This is a genomic window from Simplicispira psychrophila DSM 11588, assembly GCF_000688255.1.
GTDB lineage: Bacteria > Pseudomonadota > Gammaproteobacteria > Burkholderiales > Burkholderiaceae_C > Simplicispira > Simplicispira psychrophila.
In genome coordinates this window covers 13,935-33,935 of record NZ_JHYS01000020.1, presented here as the reverse complement: position 1 = coordinate 33,935, position 20,001 = coordinate 13,935, and the positions used below count along the sequence as shown (strand labels likewise).

Annotated in this window: 15 protein-coding genes; 6 read left to right on the top strand and 9 right to left on the bottom strand. The window is 61.9% G+C overall.

The features are described 5' to 3' along the window. The first annotated feature begins 29 nt into the window (after positions 1-29). Together Q390_RS0115560 and Q390_RS0115555 are read left to right on the top strand one after the other, a co-directional pair. A complete protein-coding gene (locus Q390_RS0115560) occupies positions 30-1,019 on the top strand; it encodes an ABC transporter ATP-binding protein (protein WP_027996893.1) in 990 nt (329 codons plus the stop codon). 5 nt (positions 1,020-1,024) lie between these two features. After that, positions 1,025-1,786 (top strand): ABC transporter permease, encoded by a 762-nt coding sequence (locus Q390_RS0115555; protein ID WP_027996892.1) that lies wholly within the window; start codon positions 1,025-1,027, stop codon positions 1,784-1,786. A gap of 192 nt (positions 1,787-1,978) precedes the next feature. On the opposite strand, the gene Q390_RS0115550 is transcribed toward Q390_RS0115555, so the two are convergent. The 8 genes from Q390_RS0115550 to Q390_RS20575 form a co-directional block, all read right to left on the bottom strand. Beyond that, complete coding sequence (locus Q390_RS0115550) at positions 1,979-4,030, bottom strand: DUF4214 domain-containing protein (RefSeq protein WP_084153957.1); 2,052 nt, start codon at positions 4,028-4,030, stop codon at positions 1,979-1,981. 590 nt (positions 4,031-4,620) lie between these two features. Then, the gene (locus Q390_RS0115545) at positions 4,621-5,952 is read right to left on the bottom strand and encodes a branched-chain amino acid ABC transporter substrate-binding protein (protein ID WP_051603295.1); all 1,332 of its coding nucleotides are present in this window, start codon (positions 5,950-5,952) and stop codon (positions 4,621-4,623) included. Positions 5,953-6,141: 189 nt separating this feature from the next. Then, on the bottom strand, positions 6,142-7,344 hold the full coding sequence (locus Q390_RS0115540) for an ABC transporter permease (RefSeq protein WP_027996889.1): 1,203 nt from the start codon (positions 7,342-7,344) through the stop codon (positions 6,142-6,144). 1 nt (position 7,345) lies between these two features. After that, the gene (locus Q390_RS0115535; protein WP_027996888.1) at positions 7,346-8,107 is read right to left on the bottom strand and encodes an ABC transporter ATP-binding protein; all 762 of its coding nucleotides are present in this window, start codon (positions 8,105-8,107) and stop codon (positions 7,346-7,348) included. Further along, on the bottom strand, positions 8,104-9,465 hold the full coding sequence (locus tag Q390_RS0115530) for an efflux RND transporter periplasmic adaptor subunit (RefSeq protein WP_027996887.1): 1,362 nt from the start codon (positions 9,463-9,465) through the stop codon (positions 8,104-8,106). The genes Q390_RS0115535 and Q390_RS0115530 overlap by 4 nt, the downstream gene beginning before the upstream one ends. Positions 9,466-9,481: 16 nt before the next feature. After that, a complete protein-coding gene (locus tag Q390_RS0115525) occupies positions 9,482-10,915 on the bottom strand; it encodes an efflux transporter outer membrane subunit (RefSeq protein ID WP_027996886.1) in 1,434 nt (477 codons plus the stop codon). 154 nt (positions 10,916-11,069) lie between these two features. Beyond that, complete coding sequence (tsaD, locus tag Q390_RS0115520) at positions 11,070-12,164, bottom strand: tRNA (adenosine(37)-N6)-threonylcarbamoyltransferase complex transferase subunit TsaD (protein ID WP_027996885.1); 1,095 nt, start codon at positions 12,162-12,164, stop codon at positions 11,070-11,072. Between the two features lie 25 nt (positions 12,165-12,189). Continuing rightward, positions 12,190-13,839: a methyl-accepting chemotaxis protein gene (locus Q390_RS20575; protein ID WP_027996884.1), complete on the bottom strand. Its 1,650-nt coding sequence runs from the start codon at positions 13,837-13,839 to the stop codon at positions 12,190-12,192. Between the two features lie 146 nt (positions 13,840-13,985). Between Q390_RS20575 and hpnD the strand changes: the two genes are divergently transcribed. After that, positions 13,986-14,825, top strand: a complete 840-nt coding sequence (gene hpnD / locus Q390_RS0115510; RefSeq protein WP_027996883.1) for a presqualene diphosphate synthase HpnD — start codon at positions 13,986-13,988, stop codon at positions 14,823-14,825. 55 nt (positions 14,826-14,880) lie between these two features. Next, positions 14,881-16,191, top strand: a complete 1,311-nt coding sequence (gene hpnE, locus Q390_RS0115505; RefSeq protein ID WP_027996882.1) for a hydroxysqualene dehydroxylase HpnE — start codon at positions 14,881-14,883, stop codon at positions 16,189-16,191. A 108-nt stretch (positions 16,192-16,299) separates the two neighbouring features. On the opposite strand, the gene Q390_RS0115500 is transcribed toward hpnE, so the two are convergent. Next, positions 16,300-17,004: an HAD family hydrolase gene (locus Q390_RS0115500; RefSeq protein ID WP_027996881.1), complete on the bottom strand. Its 705-nt coding sequence runs from the start codon at positions 17,002-17,004 to the stop codon at positions 16,300-16,302. A 134-nt stretch (positions 17,005-17,138) separates the two neighbouring features. Here Q390_RS0115500 and Q390_RS0115495 point away from each other — a divergent pair, with 134 nt between their 5' ends. Together Q390_RS0115495 and Q390_RS18735 are read left to right on the top strand one after the other, a co-directional pair. After that, positions 17,139-17,549: a DUF2946 family protein gene (locus Q390_RS0115495; protein ID WP_156949934.1), complete on the top strand. Its 411-nt coding sequence runs from the start codon at positions 17,139-17,141 to the stop codon at positions 17,547-17,549. A 109-nt stretch (positions 17,550-17,658) separates the two neighbouring features. Next, entirely contained in the window at positions 17,659-19,902 is a 2,244-nt protein-coding gene (locus tag Q390_RS18735; RefSeq protein ID WP_051603288.1) for a TonB-dependent receptor, read from the top strand. Positions 19,903-20,001 lie beyond the last annotated feature (99 nt).

Below are 20,001 nucleotides of genomic sequence, written 5' to 3'. Positions count from 1 at the left end.
GCTCTTATTCACTTGCACCGATGCGCTCCATGCCCCACACCTCTTCGACTCCACCCCGCGCTCCAACCGCTGACGCCATCGTGCGCGTACGCGGCGTGAGCAAAACCTACGCCGGCGGCTTTCAGGCGCTGAAAAGCATCGACCTGGACATCCGCCGGGGCGAAATTTTTGCCCTGCTCGGCCCCAATGGCGCCGGTAAGACCACGCTGATCAGCATCATCTGTGGCATGAGCAACGCCAGCGCCGGCACCATCACCGCCGACGGCCACGACACTGTGCGCGACTACCGCGCCGCGCGCACCACCATCGGCCTGGTGCCACAGGAACTGCACACCGACTCGTTTGAGACCGTGTGGGACACGGTGCGCTTCAGCCGCGGCCTGTTTGGCAAGCCCACCAACCCGGCGCTGATCGAAAAAATCCTGAAAGACCTGTCGCTCTGGGACAAGAAGGACAGCAAAATTTTGGCTCTCTCGGGCGGCATGAAACGCCGCGTACTGATCGCCAAGGCGCTGTCGCACGAGCCCAAAATTTTGTTCCTCGACGAGCCCAGCGCCGGTGTAGACGTGGAACTGCGCCACGACATGTGGCGCCTGGTGCGCGAACTGCAGCGCGCCGGCACCACCATCATCCTCACAACGCACTACATCGAAGAAGCCCAAGACATGGCCGACCGCATCGGCGTGATCCGCCAGGGCGAACTGATCCTGGTGGAAGAAAAGAACGTGCTAATGCGCAAGCTCGGCAAGAAGCAACTCACGCTGACCTTGCAGCAACCCATGGCGCGCATTCCCGACGCGCTGGCACGCTGGCCGCTGGTGCTGGGCCAGGACGGCGCCACTTTGGTCTACACCTTCGACACCCAGCAGGAAGACACCGGCATTGCCGCGCTGTTGCGCGCGTTGGCCGAACACGGCATCGATTTCAAGGACCTGCACTCCAGTGAAAGCTCACTGGAAGACATCTTCGTCAGCCTGGTGCACACGCAACCCAGCGAACAGAAAGCCCCCACCGCATGACCGGCCTGAACCTGCACGGCGTGCGCGCCATTTACCGTTTTGAGATGCACCGTGCCCTGCGCACCTGGATGGGCAGCCTGGTCGGGCCGGTGCTGACCACGGCGCTGTATTTCATCGTCTTTGGCTCGGCGATTGGCTCGCGCATGGGCGACATCGGTGGCGTCAGCTACGGCGCCTACATCATCCCCGGCCTGCTGATGCTGTCGCTGTTGTCCGAGAGCATTTCCAACGCCGCCTTTGGCATCTACATGCCCAAGTGGTCAGGCACCATCTACGAGCTGTTGAGCGCACCGATCAACTGGGTGGAGGTACTGCTGGGCTATGTCGGCGCAGCCGCCACCAAGTCACTGATGGTGGCCGCGCTGATCCTGACCACGGCGCGCGTGTTCGTGCCCTACGAAATCGCGCACCCGGTGTGGATGGTGGGCTTTCTGGTGCTGACGGCCATCACCTTCTGCCTATTCGGTTTCATCATCGGCCTGTGGGCCGACAACTTTCAAAAGCTGCAGGTCATTCCGCTGCTGGTCATCACGCCGCTGACCTTTTTAGGCGGCGCCTTCTACAGCATCAACATGCTGCCGCCCATTTGGCAAAAGGTGTCGCTGTTCAACCCCGTGGTTTACCTGATCAGCGGCCTGCGCTGGGCCTTCTACGGCCAGGCCGATGTGCACATTGGCGTCAGCACCGGCATGACGCTGGGCTTTATGGCCGCGTGTTTGGGCGTGGTGTGGTGGGTGTTCAAGACGGGACACCGAATTCGGCGCTGAGGGGGAGCAGCCGGGCTGGCTGCGCAGCCAGATTGCTGATTTCGGACAGCCAAATAGAAAACCCCGCCTTCTTTTGGGAAGCGGGGTTTTTCATTGCGGCACCTCAATGCAAGGAGAGCAATAACCAAGCACTTAGCGCATCTTGATAGCGCTGAGTGAAATGGCCAATTGCCTCGCCAAAGAATTTACCGATTAAGCAAAGGCAAGGGCAGTAGCCAGAATCGCCGTACCAGCCGTGTGCGTGATGGTGCCCACCAAGACGATGTCAGCCGCATCAATCGTGATATCACTGCCGACATTAGACAGTGCATACACATACGTCGTGTTATTGCTGCCAGAAGTATCGTTCAACACAATGACGTTGTGTTGAGCCCCTGAGGTCACGGTCATCAACTCATCCAGATAGGCGGCGACCTTAATCATATTGTTCCATTCGCCTGCTGCAATGACAGCAGTACCGCCTGTCGTCAGACCGGCAGCCAATCCCGTCGCGCTGACGCTGATCGCCTTACCAGAAACAAGTATCAGAGAATCTGCAAGTGCTGCTGTAGTCACATCCGTCATGGCAGCTGCAGTATTCAGAGCGCTCACGTTAATTTTATCGCTGGCGGAAACAAAACCAGAGATGACATCCACACCATTGGCCGCCACTTGAGCGGCGACGGAGGCGCCGTCCGCCAGCGCAACACCAGAGAAAATGATCGTATCAACTCCTGTATGGGTCTTCAGAGTGATAATGTCATTACCCGCTTTCCCGGTAATAGAGACAACCCCAGTAGTAGAGGTAGTATTAATAATATCATCACCTGCACCCGTGGCAATGCTCTGCGTACCACCTGTAGAACTTGCATTGACCGTGATAGCCGATGAAGCTGCATTGGTCACATTGATAATCTGATTGCCAGCGGTAGATTGGGTTGTGACTGCAGTGACATCTGAGCCACTGATATTCAACCCACCCGCAGTAGAAATTGCATCCACAGTCACAAGACCCGCACCTGTGCCAGTATGGAGGGTCTGGATACCATCAGTAGAGGTAGTCGTGAGCTTGACCCCTTTACTGACATTTCCGCCCAAGGTCATATTAATCGCACCGGCAGTGGAATCGGTCTTCATATCTACACTGGTGAAGGCAGCATAAAAATTATTACCAAGAGTCAATGTTTGTACGCCATCAGTCGTAGTCAGTATTTCGATTTTTTCGATATTGGAGATATTTGTCCAAAAAGTGTCATCTAATGTGATGGCGGTAGCCGCTATGCTACTGCCGATCCGCAGCGTATCCGAACCAAGACCACCGTTGAGTGTGTCCCCCGCATTAAACGTATTGGTCCCACCATCACTGAAAATTCCAGAAAATAAATTATCTTCACCTCCACCGATATGGGTATCGAGGGCGGTGGTAAGGATGGATACTGGGTCTGTAGCACCACCGGAATTCACTACCGCCGCACCACCAGCAAATCCGCCTGAATGGATAGCGCTGTCCAAGCCTGTCAGCGTGACACCTGAGGGCAGGTGAGTGACCAAATCGGTTAACGTTCCTGTGGTGCCCAGCAGCGTAGTCAGAGAAGTGCTATTGCCGGCTGCCGTATCCATGATGGTGTTGATCAGGTTAACCAAATCCAGGGGGGTGGCTGCACCTGCGGTGGTGCCCAGCAAGTCGGTCAGATGGCCATTAGCGCCGATCAGCGCGGTCATAACGGCAGGGTTGGCGGTTGCGCTGGCGGCCAGTTTGACCCCTGCGGTAGCCAAGGCGGCGATGTCTGCAGCGCTGGTGGTTGCCTTGGCCGCTTGGATAATCAGCCGGCCCGCTTCAACGGCGCCCTGACCGCTGTAGCCGGTGCCGTTGGCGGGCAGCGCGGCAGTAAGTTGGTCGGCCACTTGCTGGCGCACCTGCACGGTGGTGGCGTCTGCGCCGAGCGCGCCCACATACACGTTGATAGCCAGCTGGGCGATGGTCATGCGACCCGCGGTGACTTCGCCAAGCCAGTACGCTGCGCCAGCGGCTTCAGGCGCGCGGCCCAGCAAGTCCTGATACAGCTGGGCGATGTGCTGTGCTGTAGTCAGCGCGCCAAAATTTGCGGTAGATTCTGCTGAATTGGCAAACGCATTGACGATGACGCCAAGATTTCCGCCGCTCAGGTCAAGCTGCTCTGTCCAGTAAGCCAGTCCACCCGCATCAGCCGGACGGCCGTAGTAGGACAGGTAAAACGCCGCGATCATTTGTTTATTTGTAGCCATGAAAATCTCCGATTTTTAGCGCTTTTTAAGCCGCCGTTTGAGTTGCCATTTAAATTGGCGTTTAACAGAACTCCACAAGCAAATAAGGATCACTTGAGGCATAAAAAGCAGAGACGGATTTCTTCGTAACTTTTTATTTTTGTTGTCAAAATCAGTATACAGGACGTTTTTTAAATCGGCAGTTAAATCTATTTTAAAATTACAGCAAAATAAAATTTGCAATCAAATCAATAAGTTGCGTATTTTTTATTTGATGGTGCAGGCATTTTTTCGGAGATATATCTGTCGCATCCCAGACGGTCCTATGGTCTCTTGTGGAACAGATGTGGGTGCTCCTGGTACCAGTTTTTCATGCCTTGCATCGGCGTCTTCCTCTTGAGTGCTGACTGGGGTAGCAGTTTGACTGGCAACCCGGCCAGTGTAAAAAAATCTAAAAAGTGAGCATATAGCGCCCGTATTTATTTGTTTTCAGACGAAAAATCATCTGAAATCAAATGAATATCAGCGGTATTAGCTATTATTTTTGATTGATGGGCAGGGATAGGTAAAAAGCGCCCTTTGACAAATCAGTCAAAAACGCTCTGATGGCATTAAAACCGCTGCATCTTGCAGCTGTGCGGCTGCTGGGTTTGCGCGGCAGGAATGTCGCGCAGCACACGAAAACCATAGCCGGAGCCTTCAACGTCGAACTTGACGCCGGTGCTGCCCTGTTTGTCCATCACCCCCACCACCAACGGCTGCTGAAATTGGTGATCACCGGCGCGCATGGTGCCGCTGCGACCGGCCAGTTGCACACTGGCGCTTTCCATCTGGCGCGCTACTGCCGTGGCATCCACGCTGCCAGCACGCTCGATGGACTGGGCCAAGGCTTCCACCATCAACTGCATCCGCATGTGCACGTAATCGTCTTGCGGCTTGGGAAAGCGGCTGCGAAACGATTGGTAAAACGCTTCGCTCGGCGCGCTTTGCACGTTCGGCAACCAGTCAGCCACAGCCACTACTTTGCCGACACCCGCATCGCCCAGCGCCGCCGGAGCGCCCAGCGCGTTGCCGTAGAAGGTGTAAAAAATTCCGGTGTAACCGACTTCGCGCGCGGCTTTGACCAGCAGCGTCAAGTCGTTGCCCCAGTTGCCGGTGATGACGGCTTGCGCGCCGCTGCTTTTAATTTTGACGGCGTAGGGGGCGAAATCTTTCACGCGGCCGACGGCGTGCAGCTCGTCACCGACGATGGCGACATCCGGGCGCTGGGCGGCGAGTTGCTTTTTGGCTTCGCGCAGCACCGCTTGACCAAAGCTGTAGTCCTGACCAATCAAGTAGACGCTTTTCAATGCTTTGTCGGCGCGCACCACGTCCATCAGCGCCGTCATACGCATATCGGCGTGGGCGTCAAAACGAAAGTGCCAAAAGCTGCATTTTTCGTTGGTCAGCAGCGGATCGACTGCCGAGTAGTTCAAGAAAATCACGCGCTTATCGGGCTCGCGCTCGTTGTGTTTGTTGATGGCATCGATCAGCGCGGCCGCCGTGGCGGACGAGTTGCCCTGCATCACCACGCGCGCACCGTCGTCGATGGCAGCGCGCAGTGCCGACAGCGCTTCTTCATTCTGGCCCTTGCTGTCGTAGCGCTGCAGCACCAGGGGCCGCGCGCCACCCGCCGCGGCCGGCAAAGCCACGCCGCCACGGGCGTTGACACGCTCCATCGCCCAAAAGATGTTGCGATAGACCGCCTCGCCGGTGTTGGCGAAGGGGCCGGACAGGCTCTCAATCAGCGCCACTTTGATCGGCTGCGCGGTGGCCACGGCCGCTGGGGTGCCGGGGGCTGCCGTTTGCGCAAAGCTGGTGGGTGCCAGCGTGCAAGCCAATGCCAAGGCGGCAGCCGCGGTCAATACCGGGCGGCGCAGGGGAGCGATAAACGAAAAGGTCATGGTGGTAATTTCTTCCAAATCTGCAAAAACCCACGGCGGCTCACCCGAAGCGGGATTGCAGTGTATCGGGCAAAAACGAACAGATTGCGCCACCCAGCCCCTGTATCACGCCATATTATTTTGATAGCTTCTAACGCACGTATCTATTGGGCTAGAGGCTGTTTTGACCTAAAAATCAAAAACACCGCTTTATTCATGCCGCAGTGCCTCAATCGGGTCCATGCGCGCGGCGCGGCGGGCGGGGAAGTAGCCAAACAGCACACCAATACCGGCCGAAAAGACGAAGGACATCACGTTCACGCTAACGTTGAAGACGTAGGGCACGCTCATCACGTTGGCCAGCAACATGGAAGCACCTGTGGCCAGCACGATGCCCAGCAGGCCGCCCAGCGCCGCCAGCACCACCGCTTCAATCAAGAATTGCAGCAGCACTTCGCGCTCCAGCGCGCCAATCGCCAGGCGCAGGCCGATTTCCCGGGTGCGCTCGGTCACGCTGACCAGCATGATATTCATGATGCCGATGCCGCCCACCAGCAGGCTCACCGCCGCCACCGCGCCTAGCAGGGTGGTCATGACCTTGGTCGTGCCCGACAGCGTGTCGGCCAGCTGCTTGGTATCGAGCACGTTGAAGTTGTCCTCATCGGTTTCGGCCAGCTTGCGCCGCTCGCGCAGCAGTTGCGTCAGGCTGGCTTTGACACGCTCAGGGTCGCTGCCGTCTTGCATCGACACCAGCAGCGTTTGCACGCGGGTGCTGCCGGTGACGCGCCGCTGCAAGGTTTTGAGCGGCACCAGCACGACATCGTCTTGGTCGTTGCCAAAAGCGCCCTGCCCTTTGGAGCCGAGTACGCCCACGACTTCGCACGAAAAGGCTTTCACGCGCAACTGCTGGCCGACGGCATCCTTGCCGCCAAACAGCTCGCGCTGCACAGTGGAGCCAATCAGGCACACCGCTGCGCCGGCGCGCAATTCGTCGTTGCTAAATTCGCGCCCGCTTTGCACCGTCCAGTTGCCGGTTTGCAGCCAGGCATTGGTGCTGCCGATGATGCTGGTCGTCCAGTTGCGCCCGCCCGCCACCACGGTGGCACCGGTGCGCCCTTCGGGGGCCACGGCGACAATGCCGCCGATTTGCTGGGCAATGGCATCGGCATCCACGTCCTTGAACGCCGCCGCGCCGCCACTGCCCGGCCCCATGCGCTGGCCCGGACGCACCTGCAGCAGGTTGGTACCGAGGCCAGAAATCTGGTTCTGCACCGCCAGCGTGGCGCCGTTGCCCAGCGTGACCATGGTAATGACGGCGCTGACGCCAATCACGATGCCCAAAATGGTTAAAAACGAGCGCATCAGGTTGCGCCGGATGGAGCGCAGCGCCAGCAGCAGGGTACTGAGCCACATGTCAGGACCCCTCCGCTGTGGCAACTGGCGCTGGCTCGACGCTGGCAATGCGCAAACCCGCCGGGTGGGCGTTAGGCGCATCACTGTCCACCACTCCATCAACAAAGCGCACGATGCGCCGGGCATAAGCGGCCATGTCGGCCTCGTGCGTCACCATCAGCACGGTAATGCCGCGCTCGTGGTTCAGGCGCCAGATCAACTCCATGATCTCCAAACTGCGGTGCGTGTCCAGGTTGCCGGTGGGCTCGTCGGCCAGCAGCACCGCCGGCTCGGTAACGATGGCGCGGGCAATCGCCACGCGCTGCTGTTGCCCACCCGACAGTTCAGCGGGCGTGTGGTGCTCCCAGCCCTTGAGTCCCACCGATTCCAGTGCGCGCGCGGCAGCAGTGTGGCGCGCATGGGCCGTCTCACCCCGGTACAACAGCGGTAGTTCGACGTTTTCTTGCGCCGAGGTGCGCGCCAGCAGGTTGAAGCCCTGAAACACAAAACCAAAATAGCGCCGGCGCAACAGCGCGCGCTGGTCGCGCGTCAGTGATTCGACATGCACGCCCTGGAACAAATATTCGCCGGTGGTCGGGCGGTCGAGGCACCCCAGCGTGTTCATGGCGGTGGATTTGCCCGAGCCGCTGGGGCCCATGATGGCGACAAAGTCACCGCGTGCAATGTCCAAATCGACGCCCTTGAGCGCCTGGAACGCCAGCACGCCTTCGCCGTACACCTTGGTCACGCCGCGCAGGCGGATCAGCGGCAACTCTTGGCTCATGGCGCGGCAGCAGCGGAGCGCTGGTCGGTAATGACGTTCATGCCCACTTGCAACTGCGCACTGCTGACTTCGGTCATGCGCCCGTCACTGATGCCCACACTGACCTGCAGCGGCTCGACCACGCCGTCCTTGAGCAGCCAGATCTGGCGCGTCTTGCCAGCGGTGCCTTTCTCGGAGGCGCCGGCGCTGCGCCGTGTACCCGAGCGCGGCATCCGCGGCATGAGTTGCGACAGGATACCGCCGCCGGAGCCGCTGGCCGCTGCCCCTGGCGCGCCTGCCGCTACGGGGGTGAAACGCAGGGCCGTGTTGGGCACCAGCAGCACGTCATTGCGCTCGGTCGAAGTGATGGTGGCCGCCGCCGTCATACCCGGACGCAAACTCAAATCAGAGTTGTCCACGTCCAGCCAAGTGATGTAGGTGACGACGTTGTCGGTCTTGGTCGAACCGAAGGCGACGCGGGTGATGCGCGCCGGATACGGACGCGAGGGATAGGCACTGACAGTAAAGCTGGCCTTTTGCCCGACCTTGACCGAGCCGACATCGGCCTCGTCCACGTTCACCTGCAACTGCAACTGGCTCAAATTTTCCGCGACGGTAAACAGCGTGACCGCCTGCAGTGAGGCGGCCACGGCGTTGCCGGGGTCCACCGTGCGCGTCAGCACCACACCATTGATGGGCGAGGTGATGGAGGCTTTGGAGAGGTTGGTTTCATCGGTGGACAACGCCGCCTTGGCATCCTGCACGCTGGCGCTGGCACTGGTGGCATCGGCCAGCGCGCGCTCCAGGGTGGCGCGCCCGCCATCCAGCTCGGACGCCGAGGGCACCTTGCCGCCCGACAGGCGCGCCACTTCTTCCAGCCGCCCCATGCTGGCCTGGGCTTCTTTCACGGTGGCGGCGGTTTGCGCCTGGCGTGCATAGGCGGCGGCCAGCGCAGCACGCGAGCGCAGTACCTGGGCCGACAGCTTGGCCGTGTCCAGTTCGACCAGCACCTGGCCTTTTTTGATCTGGTCGTTGACATCCACCAGCACGCGGCGCACCGTGCCCGACAGTTCGCTGCCAATGTTCACCGAGCGCGTCGGCTGCAAGGTGCCGGTAGCCGCCACCGTGAGCGTGAGATTGCCGCGCTGCACCGGCTCAGTGACAAAACGCGGCGCAGCGCCGGCTGCTTGCTGCTTTTGCCAATACACATAGCCGCCCGCACCCGCCAGCAGCACGGCCACACCGATCCACAGCGGCGCGCGCTGCCACCAGCGGCGCGCAGCACCGGTGCCCAACAGGGCCTGCAGGCTGGTTGGCGTGGCACTGGAGGAATCGGGCATAGCGGCGGCAGTGGATGATTTTTTTTCAGAAGAAGTCATGGCAATCCGGGTGAAATCAGTGCGCCTGCAGCGCGGCGGGTACAGACAAAAATTCCTCGGGCTGCCAGCCGCCGCCCAGTGCCTTGTACAGGCGCACATGGTCAGCACTCAGGCTGGCAGCCGTGCTGGCCACGCTGTCTTGCGTCGCCAGCAGCGTGCGCTGGGTCTCCAGCACCGTCTGGAAATCGATTAGCCCACTGGTGTAGCGGTCGTTGGCCAGCAGCGCGGCGTTGCCTGCAGCCTCGGCGGCGATGCGCAGTTGCACCAGCCGCTCGCGGTCACCACGCAGGGCGACCAGAGCATCTTCCACCTCGGTCAACGCAGTCAACACGGTGGCCTGGTAGTTCAGGCGCACCTGCTCGGCGCTGGCTTCTTGCACCCGCACCTGCGCGCGCGCAGCACCGGCATCAAACAGCACACCGCTGAAGCTGGCCAGCAGAGAGTTGGCCACCGAGGCGCCGTTGCTCAGCGCCCCCAGAGTGAGCGCGCGCAGGCCCAGCGAGCCGCTCAAGCGAAAGTCGGGGTAGCGTGCTGCATCCGCCTGGGCCACGCGCGCCCAGGCAGCGCTGACGCGCTGTTCGGCCGCCAGTACATCGGGACGCTGGCGCAGGGTGTCGGCAGGCATGGCCAGCGCCAGCGTGTCGGCGGGTTGCGGCACTGGTTGCACGGCGACCAAAGACGCTTCAAGTGCACCGGGCGCCTGGCCGGTCAGCACCGCCAGCGCATGGCGCGACTGCGCCATGCTGGCCTGCAGCGCCGGTATCTGCACTGCCGTCTGCGCCGTGGCGGCGCGTGCTTGCTCGGTCACCAAGGACGTCACCAAGCCGGCCTGCAGGCGCCACTGGCTGATCTGCAGCGTTTCTTGCTGGCTGGCCAGGTTGTTGCCTGCAATCGCCAGACGCTCCTGCAAGCTGCGCAGCGTGATGTAGTTCAGCGCCACCTCGGCCGCCAGTGATACCTGCACCGCGCCCAGATTGGCTTGAGCAGCGCGGGCGTCGGCTTGGCTGACTGCAATGGCACTGCGCTGGCCGCCAAACACATCCGGCTCCCAGCTGGCGTCGAACCCAGCCTGAAAACTGTTGCTGGCGCCAGCGCCGCCCGATTTGCCGCGCTGTGCCGATGCCGATACCCCGACGAGCGGCGCCAGACCGGCGTTTTGCACATCGACCTGGGCCCGCGCCTGTTGCAATGCTGCCTGCGCCGTGCGCACGCTGGTGTGGGCCTGCAGCGCCTGCGCCACCAAGGCGGTCAGTTGCGGATCGTCAAAACGCTGCCACCACTGCACCAGCGAGGTGGCAGCAAGAGGTTCGGGTGGGGCAGCGGCCGACCACGCCGGGGGCAATGCCACATCGAGGACGCCAGTGGCCGGCGGCGCCACAGCGGCGCAACCGGCCAGCAGCAAGACCAGCGCAGCAGGCAGCAGCGGGCGATGGAGAAAAAAAGAAATCATGGAATCTGGGTTGTTTCCGGTCGATGGCATCAAAGACCATTCTGCAAGTGCCATCCGTCGGCTTCTTCTCGGGCAGGTGAATGCAGCGTAAAGCTGCGCGCAACAGCGACGTCACAACGTCGCGTTCATACACCGCAGTCGCACTGGCAGCCGGTCAGCGCAGCACATCGTTGGCGGATGCGCCACTGGCCACCACCGGCGCAATCGCATCCAGCGGCCAGCGCGGCTTGACGTCAAAGGCGTAATCGCGCTGCGCCTGCTGCTGGCCGGACTGCAGGCGCATGGCGCCGGCCAGGGCAATCATGGCACCGTTGTCAGTGCACAAGTCCAATTCGGGGTAATGCACACGCACTCCCAGGCGTGCACACGCTGTGTCCAGCTGCGCGCGCAGCTGACGGTTAGCGCCCACTCCGCCGGCCACCACGATGCGGCACAAACCGGTTTCCTGCAAGGCCGTTAGCGATTTCTTTACCAGGACATCGACGATGGCCGCCTGCGTGCTGGCCGCCAGATCGGCCTTGCGCGCCTCCAGCGCATCGCCGAGCTTTTTAGCTTGCGTCATCACGGCAGTTTTCAGGCCGGCAAAAGAAAAATCCAGGTTGCCACTGTGCAGCAGTGGGCGCGGCAGCTTGAACGCCGCTGGGTCGCCCTGCTCAGCAAAACGCGACAACGCCGGCCCACCAGGGTAACCCAGGCCCATCAGCTTGGCTGATTTGTCGAAGGCTTCGCCCGCCGCGTCGTCAATGGTTTCGCCCAAAATCTGGTACTGACCCACGCCATCGACCCGCATCAGCTGCGTGTGGCCGCCAGACACCAGCAGCGCAACAAACGGAAACTGCGGCGGATCGGCGCTTAAAAAGGGCGAGAGTAAATGCCCTTCCAGGTGGTGTACGCCCAGCACGGGCTTGTCCAGCGCCAGCCCCAGGGCGCAGGCCACACCAGCCCCCACCAGCAGCGCCCCAGCCAAGCCAGGGCCGCGCGTATAGGCAATCACATCGACCTCGGCCAGCGAACGGCTGGCTTCGGCCAGCACGGCTTGGGTCAGGGGCAGCACCCGGCGAATGTGGTCGCGGCTGGCCAGCTCGGGCACCACGCCGCCATAGGCCTGGTGCATTTCAATCTGACTGTGCAAGGCGTGCGCCAGCAGCGTCGGCACAGCAGCGCCGGCGTGGGCCTGCACCAGCGCCACGCCGGTTTCATCACACGAGGATTCGATGCCCAGCACCAATAAGTTTGTCTTTACGTCCATAGTGGGCGTAAGTGTAGGGGGGAGATCAGTGCATGGTCAGGGCTTTGGGGCTGACTGTTTTTCTGGCTGGGGCACGCACGGCAGCGGAGTGCTGCAGGCCAGCGCCCGACTGCAATTTGAAGGTCGCAGCCACGCTGGCCAGCTGGCGTGCCTGATCTTGCAGAGCACCGGAGGCGGCAGAGGTTTCTTCGACCAGAGCGGCATTTTGCTGCGTCACGGTATCCAGATGCGTCACCGCCTGGTTGATCTGCACAATACCCATCGACTGCTCGCGGCTGGCCGAGGCAATCTCTGCCACGATGTCAGAAACGCGCTGGATACCGGTGACGATTTCTTGCATGGTCGCACCCGCCTGCGCCACCTGCTGGGTGCCCACGCCCACCTTATCGACCGAATCGGTGATCAAAGCCTTGATCTCTTTGGCAGCGTCGGCGGAGCGTCCAGCCAGGCTGCGCACTTCCGATGCCACGACGGCAAAGCCCCGGCCCTGCTCGCCAGCGCGCGCCGCCTCGACGGCCGCATTGAGCGCCAGGATATTGGTCTGAAAGGCAATGCCGTCGATAACGCCAATGATGTCAACAATTTTGCGCGACGAGGTGTTGATCGCCTCCATGGTGCCCACCACCTGCGCCACCGCAGCGCCACCGCGCTCGGCCACGCCGGTGGCGTCGCCCGCCAGCTGACTGGCCCGGTGGGCGCTTTCGGCATTGGTCTGCACCGTGCTGGAGAGTTGCTCGGTGGCGGCTGCCGTCTGCTCCAGCGAACTGGCCTGCGCCTCGGTGCGGCTGGACAAATCTTGCGTGCCCATGGCGACCTCGGCAGAAGCGCCGGCAATGGTGTCAGAGCCGGTACGCACCTGCACAATCATATGGTGCAGGCTGCTGCGCATGGTTTCCATCTGCTGGAGCAGTTGGCAAATTTCATCGCCCCCCGAGCACTCCTCTTTGTGCGTCAGGTCACTGGCGGCAATCGCCGCCGCCATCGCATTGGCCGATGCAAAGCCCTTGCGCATCCGCGCTAGCAGTACCAGCGCCATCACCGAGGCCGGAGCACCCAGCAAAAAGGTGGCCAGTGCAAACACCACCATGGCGATTTCATAGCGCTTTTGGGCCGCCTGGGAGGCCGCATCGGCACGTTTGGTCTGATAGTCGCGAAACGCCATCATCGACTTGGCAACGGCTTCACCTTCGTTGCGACTGGCCTCGAGGAAATTCGTCATCACCTGCGGACTGAAATCCCCGGCTTTGATCGCCTCCAGGGTGTGGCCCAATTTTTCGCGCCAAACCTTGCGCACCCCTTGGGAAGACTGGAGCAATTGCTGGGCCTGCGGATCGATAGCCCTGGCTTCGAGTTCTTTGATCAAAGCTCCCGCCTGTGTCTGGTTGGTCGCAATGGTCTCCAGATGCATCGTTGCGGGATGGTTGTGGACGCCGACCAGAGCACTATCGGGTGCATGCTGAAAAGCCAGCAGTACCTGCATCCGGGTCTGCTGCTGAATGACGATGTTCTCATCGGCCAGCAAAGCCGCGTGCATGGCATCCTCGTGCACGGTTTTCAGGCTGTCGCGTGCTGAAGACAACCCCCACACGCTGACTGCGATCACCACCGCGCCAGACAGCCAAAAGGCACAAAGAATGACGATAAAGCGCTGGGTGATGCGCAGGTTGTTCAACATGGAAGAGGAGTTCAATTAGTTACAGGCGATGAAATCATAGCTGGTCGCTCCTTGACTCACGCTGTAACAAAGACCAGCACCGGCTTTATCGATCCGGGTCGCCAAGACGGCGCAGAGGCACACCCACCATGGGACAATCCCTCCCCATGAATCCGGAACAGTACGTCCAGCAAAAAGCCGCTGCCTCAGGCAGCAGTTTCTATTACGCCTTTCTTTTCTTGCCCCGGCCCCGGCGCGCAGCGATTACAGCTTTTTATGCTTTTTGTCGAGAAATTGACGACGTTGTCGATGAAATATCTGACGATAACGTGGCTCGCACCAAATTAGCCTGGTGGCAAAAAGAGGTGACCCAGTCCTTCCAAGGCCAGCCCACGCACCCGGTAATGCAGGCCTTGATGCCGCACACCAGTGCCTACCAGATCGAGCCACGCCATTTGCTGTCGGTCATTGAAGGCTGTCAGATGGATCTGGACCAGACACGCTATCTCGACTACCCCGCGCTGCAGCGCTACTGCCATCTGGTGGCGGGCGTAGTGGGTGAAGTGGCCGCACAGATTTTTGGCCAGACCGACCCGACCACCACCGAATATGCGCACCGCTTGGGCCAAGCGCTGCAACTGACCAACATCCTGCGCGACGTGGGCGAAGACGCGTTGCGCGGACGTATCTATTTGCCGGTCAACGATCTGCAACAGTTTGATGTCAAGGCGCACGAAGTGCTGAAACGCGACTACTCGGAACGCTTTACCGCACTGATGCGCTTTCAAGCCGAGCGTGCGCACCGCCTCTACGACGAGGCGCTGGCGCTGCTGCCCGCCGCCGACCGGCGCGCACAAAAGCCCGGTTTGATGATGGCCAGCATCTACCGCACGCTGCTGACCGAGATCGAGCGCGACAACTTCCAGGTGCTGCACCAGCGCATCAGCCTGACACCGCTGCGCAAATTCTGGCTAGCCTGGAAAATGCAGGCTTTGGGACGCATGTGATGGCAATGTCTCTGCACACCCTCCGGCCAATGCCTCTCTGCGGGACGCTGCACGCATGAAAGTGGCCATCATCGGCGCCGGCTGGGCCGGCATGGCAGCGGCCACAACGGTCGTGCAGGCTGGCCACTACACCAGCGTATTTGAAGCTGCGCGCACCGTCGGCGGGCGCGCCCGGACCCTCGTCGGCCAAGATGCCAGCGGCGCCCCACTGCTGCTGGACAATGGACAACACATTCTGATTGGTGCCTACACCGAGGCGCTGCGGCTGATGCGTCTGGTGGGTGTCAACCCGGACATTGCCCTGTTGCGCCTGCCGCTGGCATTGCGTTTTGCCGATGGCAGCGGCCTGCAGTGGCCCAAACTGGCACCGCCGTGGGACGCTCTGCTGGGCATTGCCAGCGCACGCGGCTGGTCTTGGCGTGAGCGCCTGGCGCTGCTGCGCTTGGCACTGCGCTGGCAGCGCACGCGCTTTGCCTGTGCACCCCAGACCTCGGTGGCCGATTTGTGCGCGGCACTGCCAGTGCGGCTGCGCCAGGAATTCATTGAGCCGCTGTGTATCGCCGCCCTGAACACCCCCGCCGACGAGGCCAGCGCCCAAGTGTTTTTACGCGTACTGAAAGACAGCCTGTTCAGTGGGCGCGGTGGCTCCAACCTGCTGTTGCCACGCATCGATCTGGGGGAGGCGTTTCCGCAAGCCGCCGCGCGCTGGCTGCGCGCCCAGGGTGCCATTGTGCGCACCGGCACACGCGTGCAATCGGTCGTGGCAGCGGCGCAAGGTGGCTGGAGCGTGGATGGCATGGTGTTTGATGCCGTCATCCTGGCGACATCCAGCACCGAAGCGGCGCGCCTGGTATCGCACTGCGCGCAAAGCGCCCCCTACGCCATGACAGTGCCCCTGTGCGACTGGGCCGCCTGCGCGCAGGCACTGCGCTTTGAAGCCATCACCACCGTCTACGTACAAGGCGTGGCCCCCCCCAGCGGTGCGCTGCTACCGCGCCCGATGGTGGCGCTGCGTAGCAACACCGAGCGCCCGGCGCAGTTCGTTTTTGACCGGGGCCAGCTCGGCGGCCCGTCCGGTCTGCTGGCCTTTGTGGTCAGCACCAGCCAGGGTGAACGTGCCACGTTAGAGCAGCAAGTGCTGCAGCAAGCCCAGGACGAACTGGGCCTGTCAGAGTTGCACACCGTGCAAACCGTGGTCGATAAACGCGCCACTTTTGCCTGCACTGCGGCCCTGGAGCGCCCCGGCGCACAGCTCGCCCCCGGTCTGTGGGCCTGCGGCGATTACATCGCCGGCCCCTACCCCGCAACGCTGGAAGGCGCGGTGCGCAGCGGCACTGCCGCCGGCCTGGCGGCGACCAAGGTTTGACAGCTGCGCAGCCCACCGCTGAAATGCTTCTAAAAAAATAGCTTAAACCGCACGTCCATCCGTGCTTTAAGGCCATTTTTACCCTTAATCAAGGCGTTCCATAAGGCATCAGACTTGGCCTAACTGCGCGCACAAGGCGCCCAGCTCGGTCACGCTGGTGTGCGGCACATACGCTGCATGCTCCCAGACTTGGCCAGAGCGGTTCACCCAAGCCATCTGCATCCCCACCGCCAGGGCGCCGACCCCGTCCAGATGGGCATCATCGCCAATGTGCAACACCTGCTCGGGCGCTACGCCGGCGGCCTGCGCGCCACGCTGAAAAATGCGTGCATCGGGCTTGGCCGCACCGACATCACGCGCGCTGACCGAGGCATGAAAGTAGTGCCCGACGCCGACGCGCTGCACATCGGCATTGCCATTCGACAAGGCCACCACCGGGTAGCGTCGGCTCAGATACTCCAGCGCTGGCAAGGCATCGGCAAAAAAATCGACGCGCTGGCGCTCGGCAAAAAAAACCTCGAAAGCGGCCTCGGCCAGCACCGGGTCGTCGCCGGCGCGCTCCAGAGCCAAGCGGATGGCACCCCGGCGCAGTGCACTGAAATCATGTGCCAGCTCAGGGTGCTGACGCTGCATCTGTTCCCGCAGTTGACGGCCCACACCTGGCTGTGCCTGCAACGCACGGGTGGCGGGTGCGTGCTCGGCCAGCCAGCTCTGCAGCGCCTCTTCAGCGCGCCCGATAGTGGGCCAGACCGGCCACAGGGTGTCGTCCAGGTCGAGCGTGATGGCACGGATGCGGGAAAGATCAAGAGTCACGGCAAGGGGGCGAAAAAGAACGGGGTTGAAGAATACCCCAGGCCCATTGACAACAGAGCCCGCGCTGCGGGCCATCGGTGTCTTGACGCGCATCAAAGGCAGAGCGGGGGGCACCGGCACAATGCCCCACCGTGATGCTGCGACATTCCCTTCCCCGCCCCCACCGCCTGGCCTTGGCCCTGGCGCTGCTGGCCGTGCTGGCGCAGTTGTGGATGGCGCAGCTCAGCACCCGCCATGTGGGGCAAATGCTGTGGCAGCAAACCCTGTGGGGCGAGATCTGCACGGTCCACAACAGCCCGCTCACCGCGCTCGACGCCAGCGCCGACTCGTCCGATCCCGCCGATTCCTCCGATGCGTTGTCACGCATGGCGAACTGCCCGGTGTGCAGCGTCGCCGCCGCCGGCCTGGCCCCAAGTTACCAGCCCACAGCGGCACTGGCTGCCCCCGGTGACACGCCCTACCAGCACGCGCCAGCCAACGCCCCGGTACGGGCACTGCGCCACGCCAGCCTGCGTCCACCGGCCCAGGCGCCGCCGCGCGCCTGAGTCCCGGTTCGGGACTCCCTCCTTCTTCTCCCTCTTTTGCGCACCGCTGGCAGCACTACCAGCGCGGCGCCCTGGGCTTGTGCCCGCCCCTCTTTCTGGTTGATTCGATATGACTTTCTCTACCCGCTCACATTCACGTTCACGCACGCCTGCGCTGCGCCCCTTGTGCGCCCTCATCATGGCCCTGCCCTTTGCTGCACTAGCGCAAGACAACACGCTCCAGCCTGTCACCGTCAAGGCCGATAAAACCATGCAAACCGTGGGTGCCACCAGCATCGATGTCAGCACCCTGCAAGCCGGCCGCAGCGCCAGCAGTGACAGCGCCAACCTATTGCGCAACTTGCCCGGCTTCAGCGTGCAGGGCGCCGGCGGTGTCTCGGGCCTGCCCAGTCTGCATGGCATGACGGACGACCGGCTGCGCATTCAAATTGATGGTATGGATCTGGTGTCGGCCTGCGCCAACCACATGAACCCACCGCTTTCTTATATTGACCCGACCCGTGTCGGCACGGTGCGCGTATTTGCCGGCGCGGTGCCGGTCAGCGTCGGCGGCGACAGCATTGGCGCCACCATCCAGGTCGAAGCGACGCCGCCTGAATTTGCCGCGCCCGGCCAGGGCACGCTGATCAAGGGCTCAGCGGGGACTTTCTACCGCAGCAACGGCAACGGCGTGGGCGCCAACCTCTCGGCCACCTATGCCACCGAGCAGATGAGCCTGCGCTACGACGGCTCAACCGCCCAGGCCGACAATTACCATTCTGCCAAAGACTTCAAAGCGGCTGGCCCGGCCGCGACCAATAAGCCAACGCAATGGCTGGATAGCAACGAAGTCGGCTCGACCAGTTACAAGACCCGCAACCATTCGCTAGGTTTTGCGTTGCGCGGCGATGCCCATCTGGTCGAACTGAAACTCGGCCTGCAAGACATTCCCTACCAAAACTACCCGAACCAGCGCATGGACATGACGCGCAACGACAGCCACCAAATCAATCTGCGCTACCAAGGCCAGTACGACTGGGGGCAGCTGCAAGCGCGTGCTTACCACGAGAAAACCCGCCACTCTATGAACTTTGGCGAAGACAAGCAGTTCTGGTACGGCGACGCACCCGGAATGCCGATGGACACCGAAGGCAAGACCACCGGCGTGTCGGTCAAGGCGGACGTGATCTTGTCGGCACGCGACACCTTGCGCGTCGGCGCCGAGGTGCAAAACTACCGCCTGGACGACTGGTGGCTGCCGTCCGGCAGCGGCATGATGATGGCGCCCAACACCTTCAACAATATCCACAATGGCCAGCGCGAGCGCCTAGACGTGTTTGCCGAATGGGAGACACGCTGGAGCGCCCAATGGCTGTCACAAATCGGTCTGCGCAGCGCTAACGTACGCAGCAACAGCGGCGCGGTGCAGGGCTACAGCGCCAGCTACAGCGCCGACGCCAACGCCTTCAATGCACTTGACCGCCAGCGCACCGACCACAACCTCGACGCCACCGCCTTGGCACGCTTCACGCCGAGCGAGATGGCCAGCTACGAGTTTGGCTACGCGCACAAGACCCGTTCGCCCAATCTGTACGAGCGCTACAGCTGGTCCACCAACGGCATGGCCATGCGCATGGTCAATCTGGCGGGCGACGGCAATGGCTATGTGGGCAACGTCGATCTGAAACCCGAAGTGGCCAACACCCTGAGCGCCAGCGCCAACTGGCACGACGCCAGCGGCCAAAAGTGGGGCATCACAGCCACGCCGTACCTCACCTATGTCAACAACTACATCGACGCCCAGCGCTGCGGCGGCGGCATGGGCGCCATGGCGGCGTGCAGCAACGCCAACCTGAGCGGCGCCGACAAATTCGTTTACCTGCGCTTTGCCAACCAGGACGCACGCCTGCACGGGCTGGATCTGTCCGGTTTTGCCGATCTGGGGCCTCTGGGTGGCTGGGGCCAGTTCACTGCCACCGGCATGGTCAGCTACGTCAAGGGCAAAAATCGCACCTCGGGTGACAACCTCTACAACACCATGCCGCTGAATGCCCGCCTGGCGCTGACGCAGCGCCAGGGTGGCTGGAGCAGCACCGCCGAACTACTCATGGTGACCGCCAAGACGCGCGTCTCCGCTGAGCGCAACGAACTGAGCAGCGCCGGTTATGGCCTGCTCAACCTGCGCGCCAGCTACGAGTGGAAGCAAGTGAGCTTGGATGCTGGCATAGACAACCTGTTGGATCGTCAGTACGCCCACCCACAAGGCGGTGCCTACGTGGGCCAGGGCGCAACCATGGGCGGCGGCGTGCCCTGGGGCGTGCGCGTGCCCGGCATGGGACGCTCTCTCAATGTGGGTTTGACGGTGAAGTTCTAAGCCCCTTACGGGGTCAGGCCACGATCCTGGCCCCGCACTCCCGCAAACAACTATCGTATCAATAGCTTAAAGCGCATGACCAGCAAGGGTTAGAGGCTT

What these genes read in the sequence shown, in the direction of transcription:
- Q390_RS0115560 (WP_027996893.1), top strand. Translation starts at nt 30, where the DNA reads ATGCCCCACACCTCTTCGACTCCACCCCGCGCTCCAACCGCTGACGCC.
- Q390_RS0115550 (WP_084153957.1), bottom strand. Translation starts at nt 4,030, where the DNA reads ATGGCTACAAATAAACAAATGATCGCGGCGTTTTACCTGTCCTACTAC.
- Q390_RS0115545 (WP_051603295.1), bottom strand. Translation starts at nt 5,952, where the DNA reads ATGACCTTTTCGTTTATCGCTCCCCTGCGCCGCCCGGTATTGACCGCG.
- Q390_RS0115540 (WP_027996889.1), bottom strand. Translation starts at nt 7,344, where the DNA reads ATGTGGCTCAGTACCCTGCTGCTGGCGCTGCGCTCCATCCGGCGCAAC.
- Q390_RS0115535 (WP_027996888.1), bottom strand. Translation starts at nt 8,107, where the DNA reads ATGAGCCAAGAGTTGCCGCTGATCCGCCTGCGCGGCGTGACCAAGGTG.
- Q390_RS0115530 (WP_027996887.1), bottom strand. Translation starts at nt 9,465, where the DNA reads ATGACTTCTTCTGAAAAAAAATCATCCACTGCCGCCGCTATGCCCGAT.
- Q390_RS0115525 (WP_027996886.1), bottom strand. Translation starts at nt 10,915, where the DNA reads ATGATTTCTTTTTTTCTCCATCGCCCGCTGCTGCCTGCTGCGCTGGTC.
- tsaD (WP_027996885.1), bottom strand. Translation starts at nt 12,164, where the DNA reads ATGGACGTAAAGACAAACTTATTGGTGCTGGGCATCGAATCCTCGTGT.
- Q390_RS20575 (WP_027996884.1), bottom strand. Translation starts at nt 13,839, where the DNA reads ATGTTGAACAACCTGCGCATCACCCAGCGCTTTATCGTCATTCTTTGT.
- hpnD (WP_027996883.1), top strand. Translation starts at nt 13,986, where the DNA reads ATGAATCCGGAACAGTACGTCCAGCAAAAAGCCGCTGCCTCAGGCAGC.
- hpnE (WP_027996882.1), top strand. Translation starts at nt 14,881, where the DNA reads ATGAAAGTGGCCATCATCGGCGCCGGCTGGGCCGGCATGGCAGCGGCC.
- Q390_RS0115495 (WP_156949934.1), top strand. Translation starts at nt 17,139, where the DNA reads ATGCTGCGACATTCCCTTCCCCGCCCCCACCGCCTGGCCTTGGCCCTG.
- Q390_RS18735 (WP_051603288.1), top strand. Translation starts at nt 17,659, where the DNA reads ATGACTTTCTCTACCCGCTCACATTCACGTTCACGCACGCCTGCGCTG.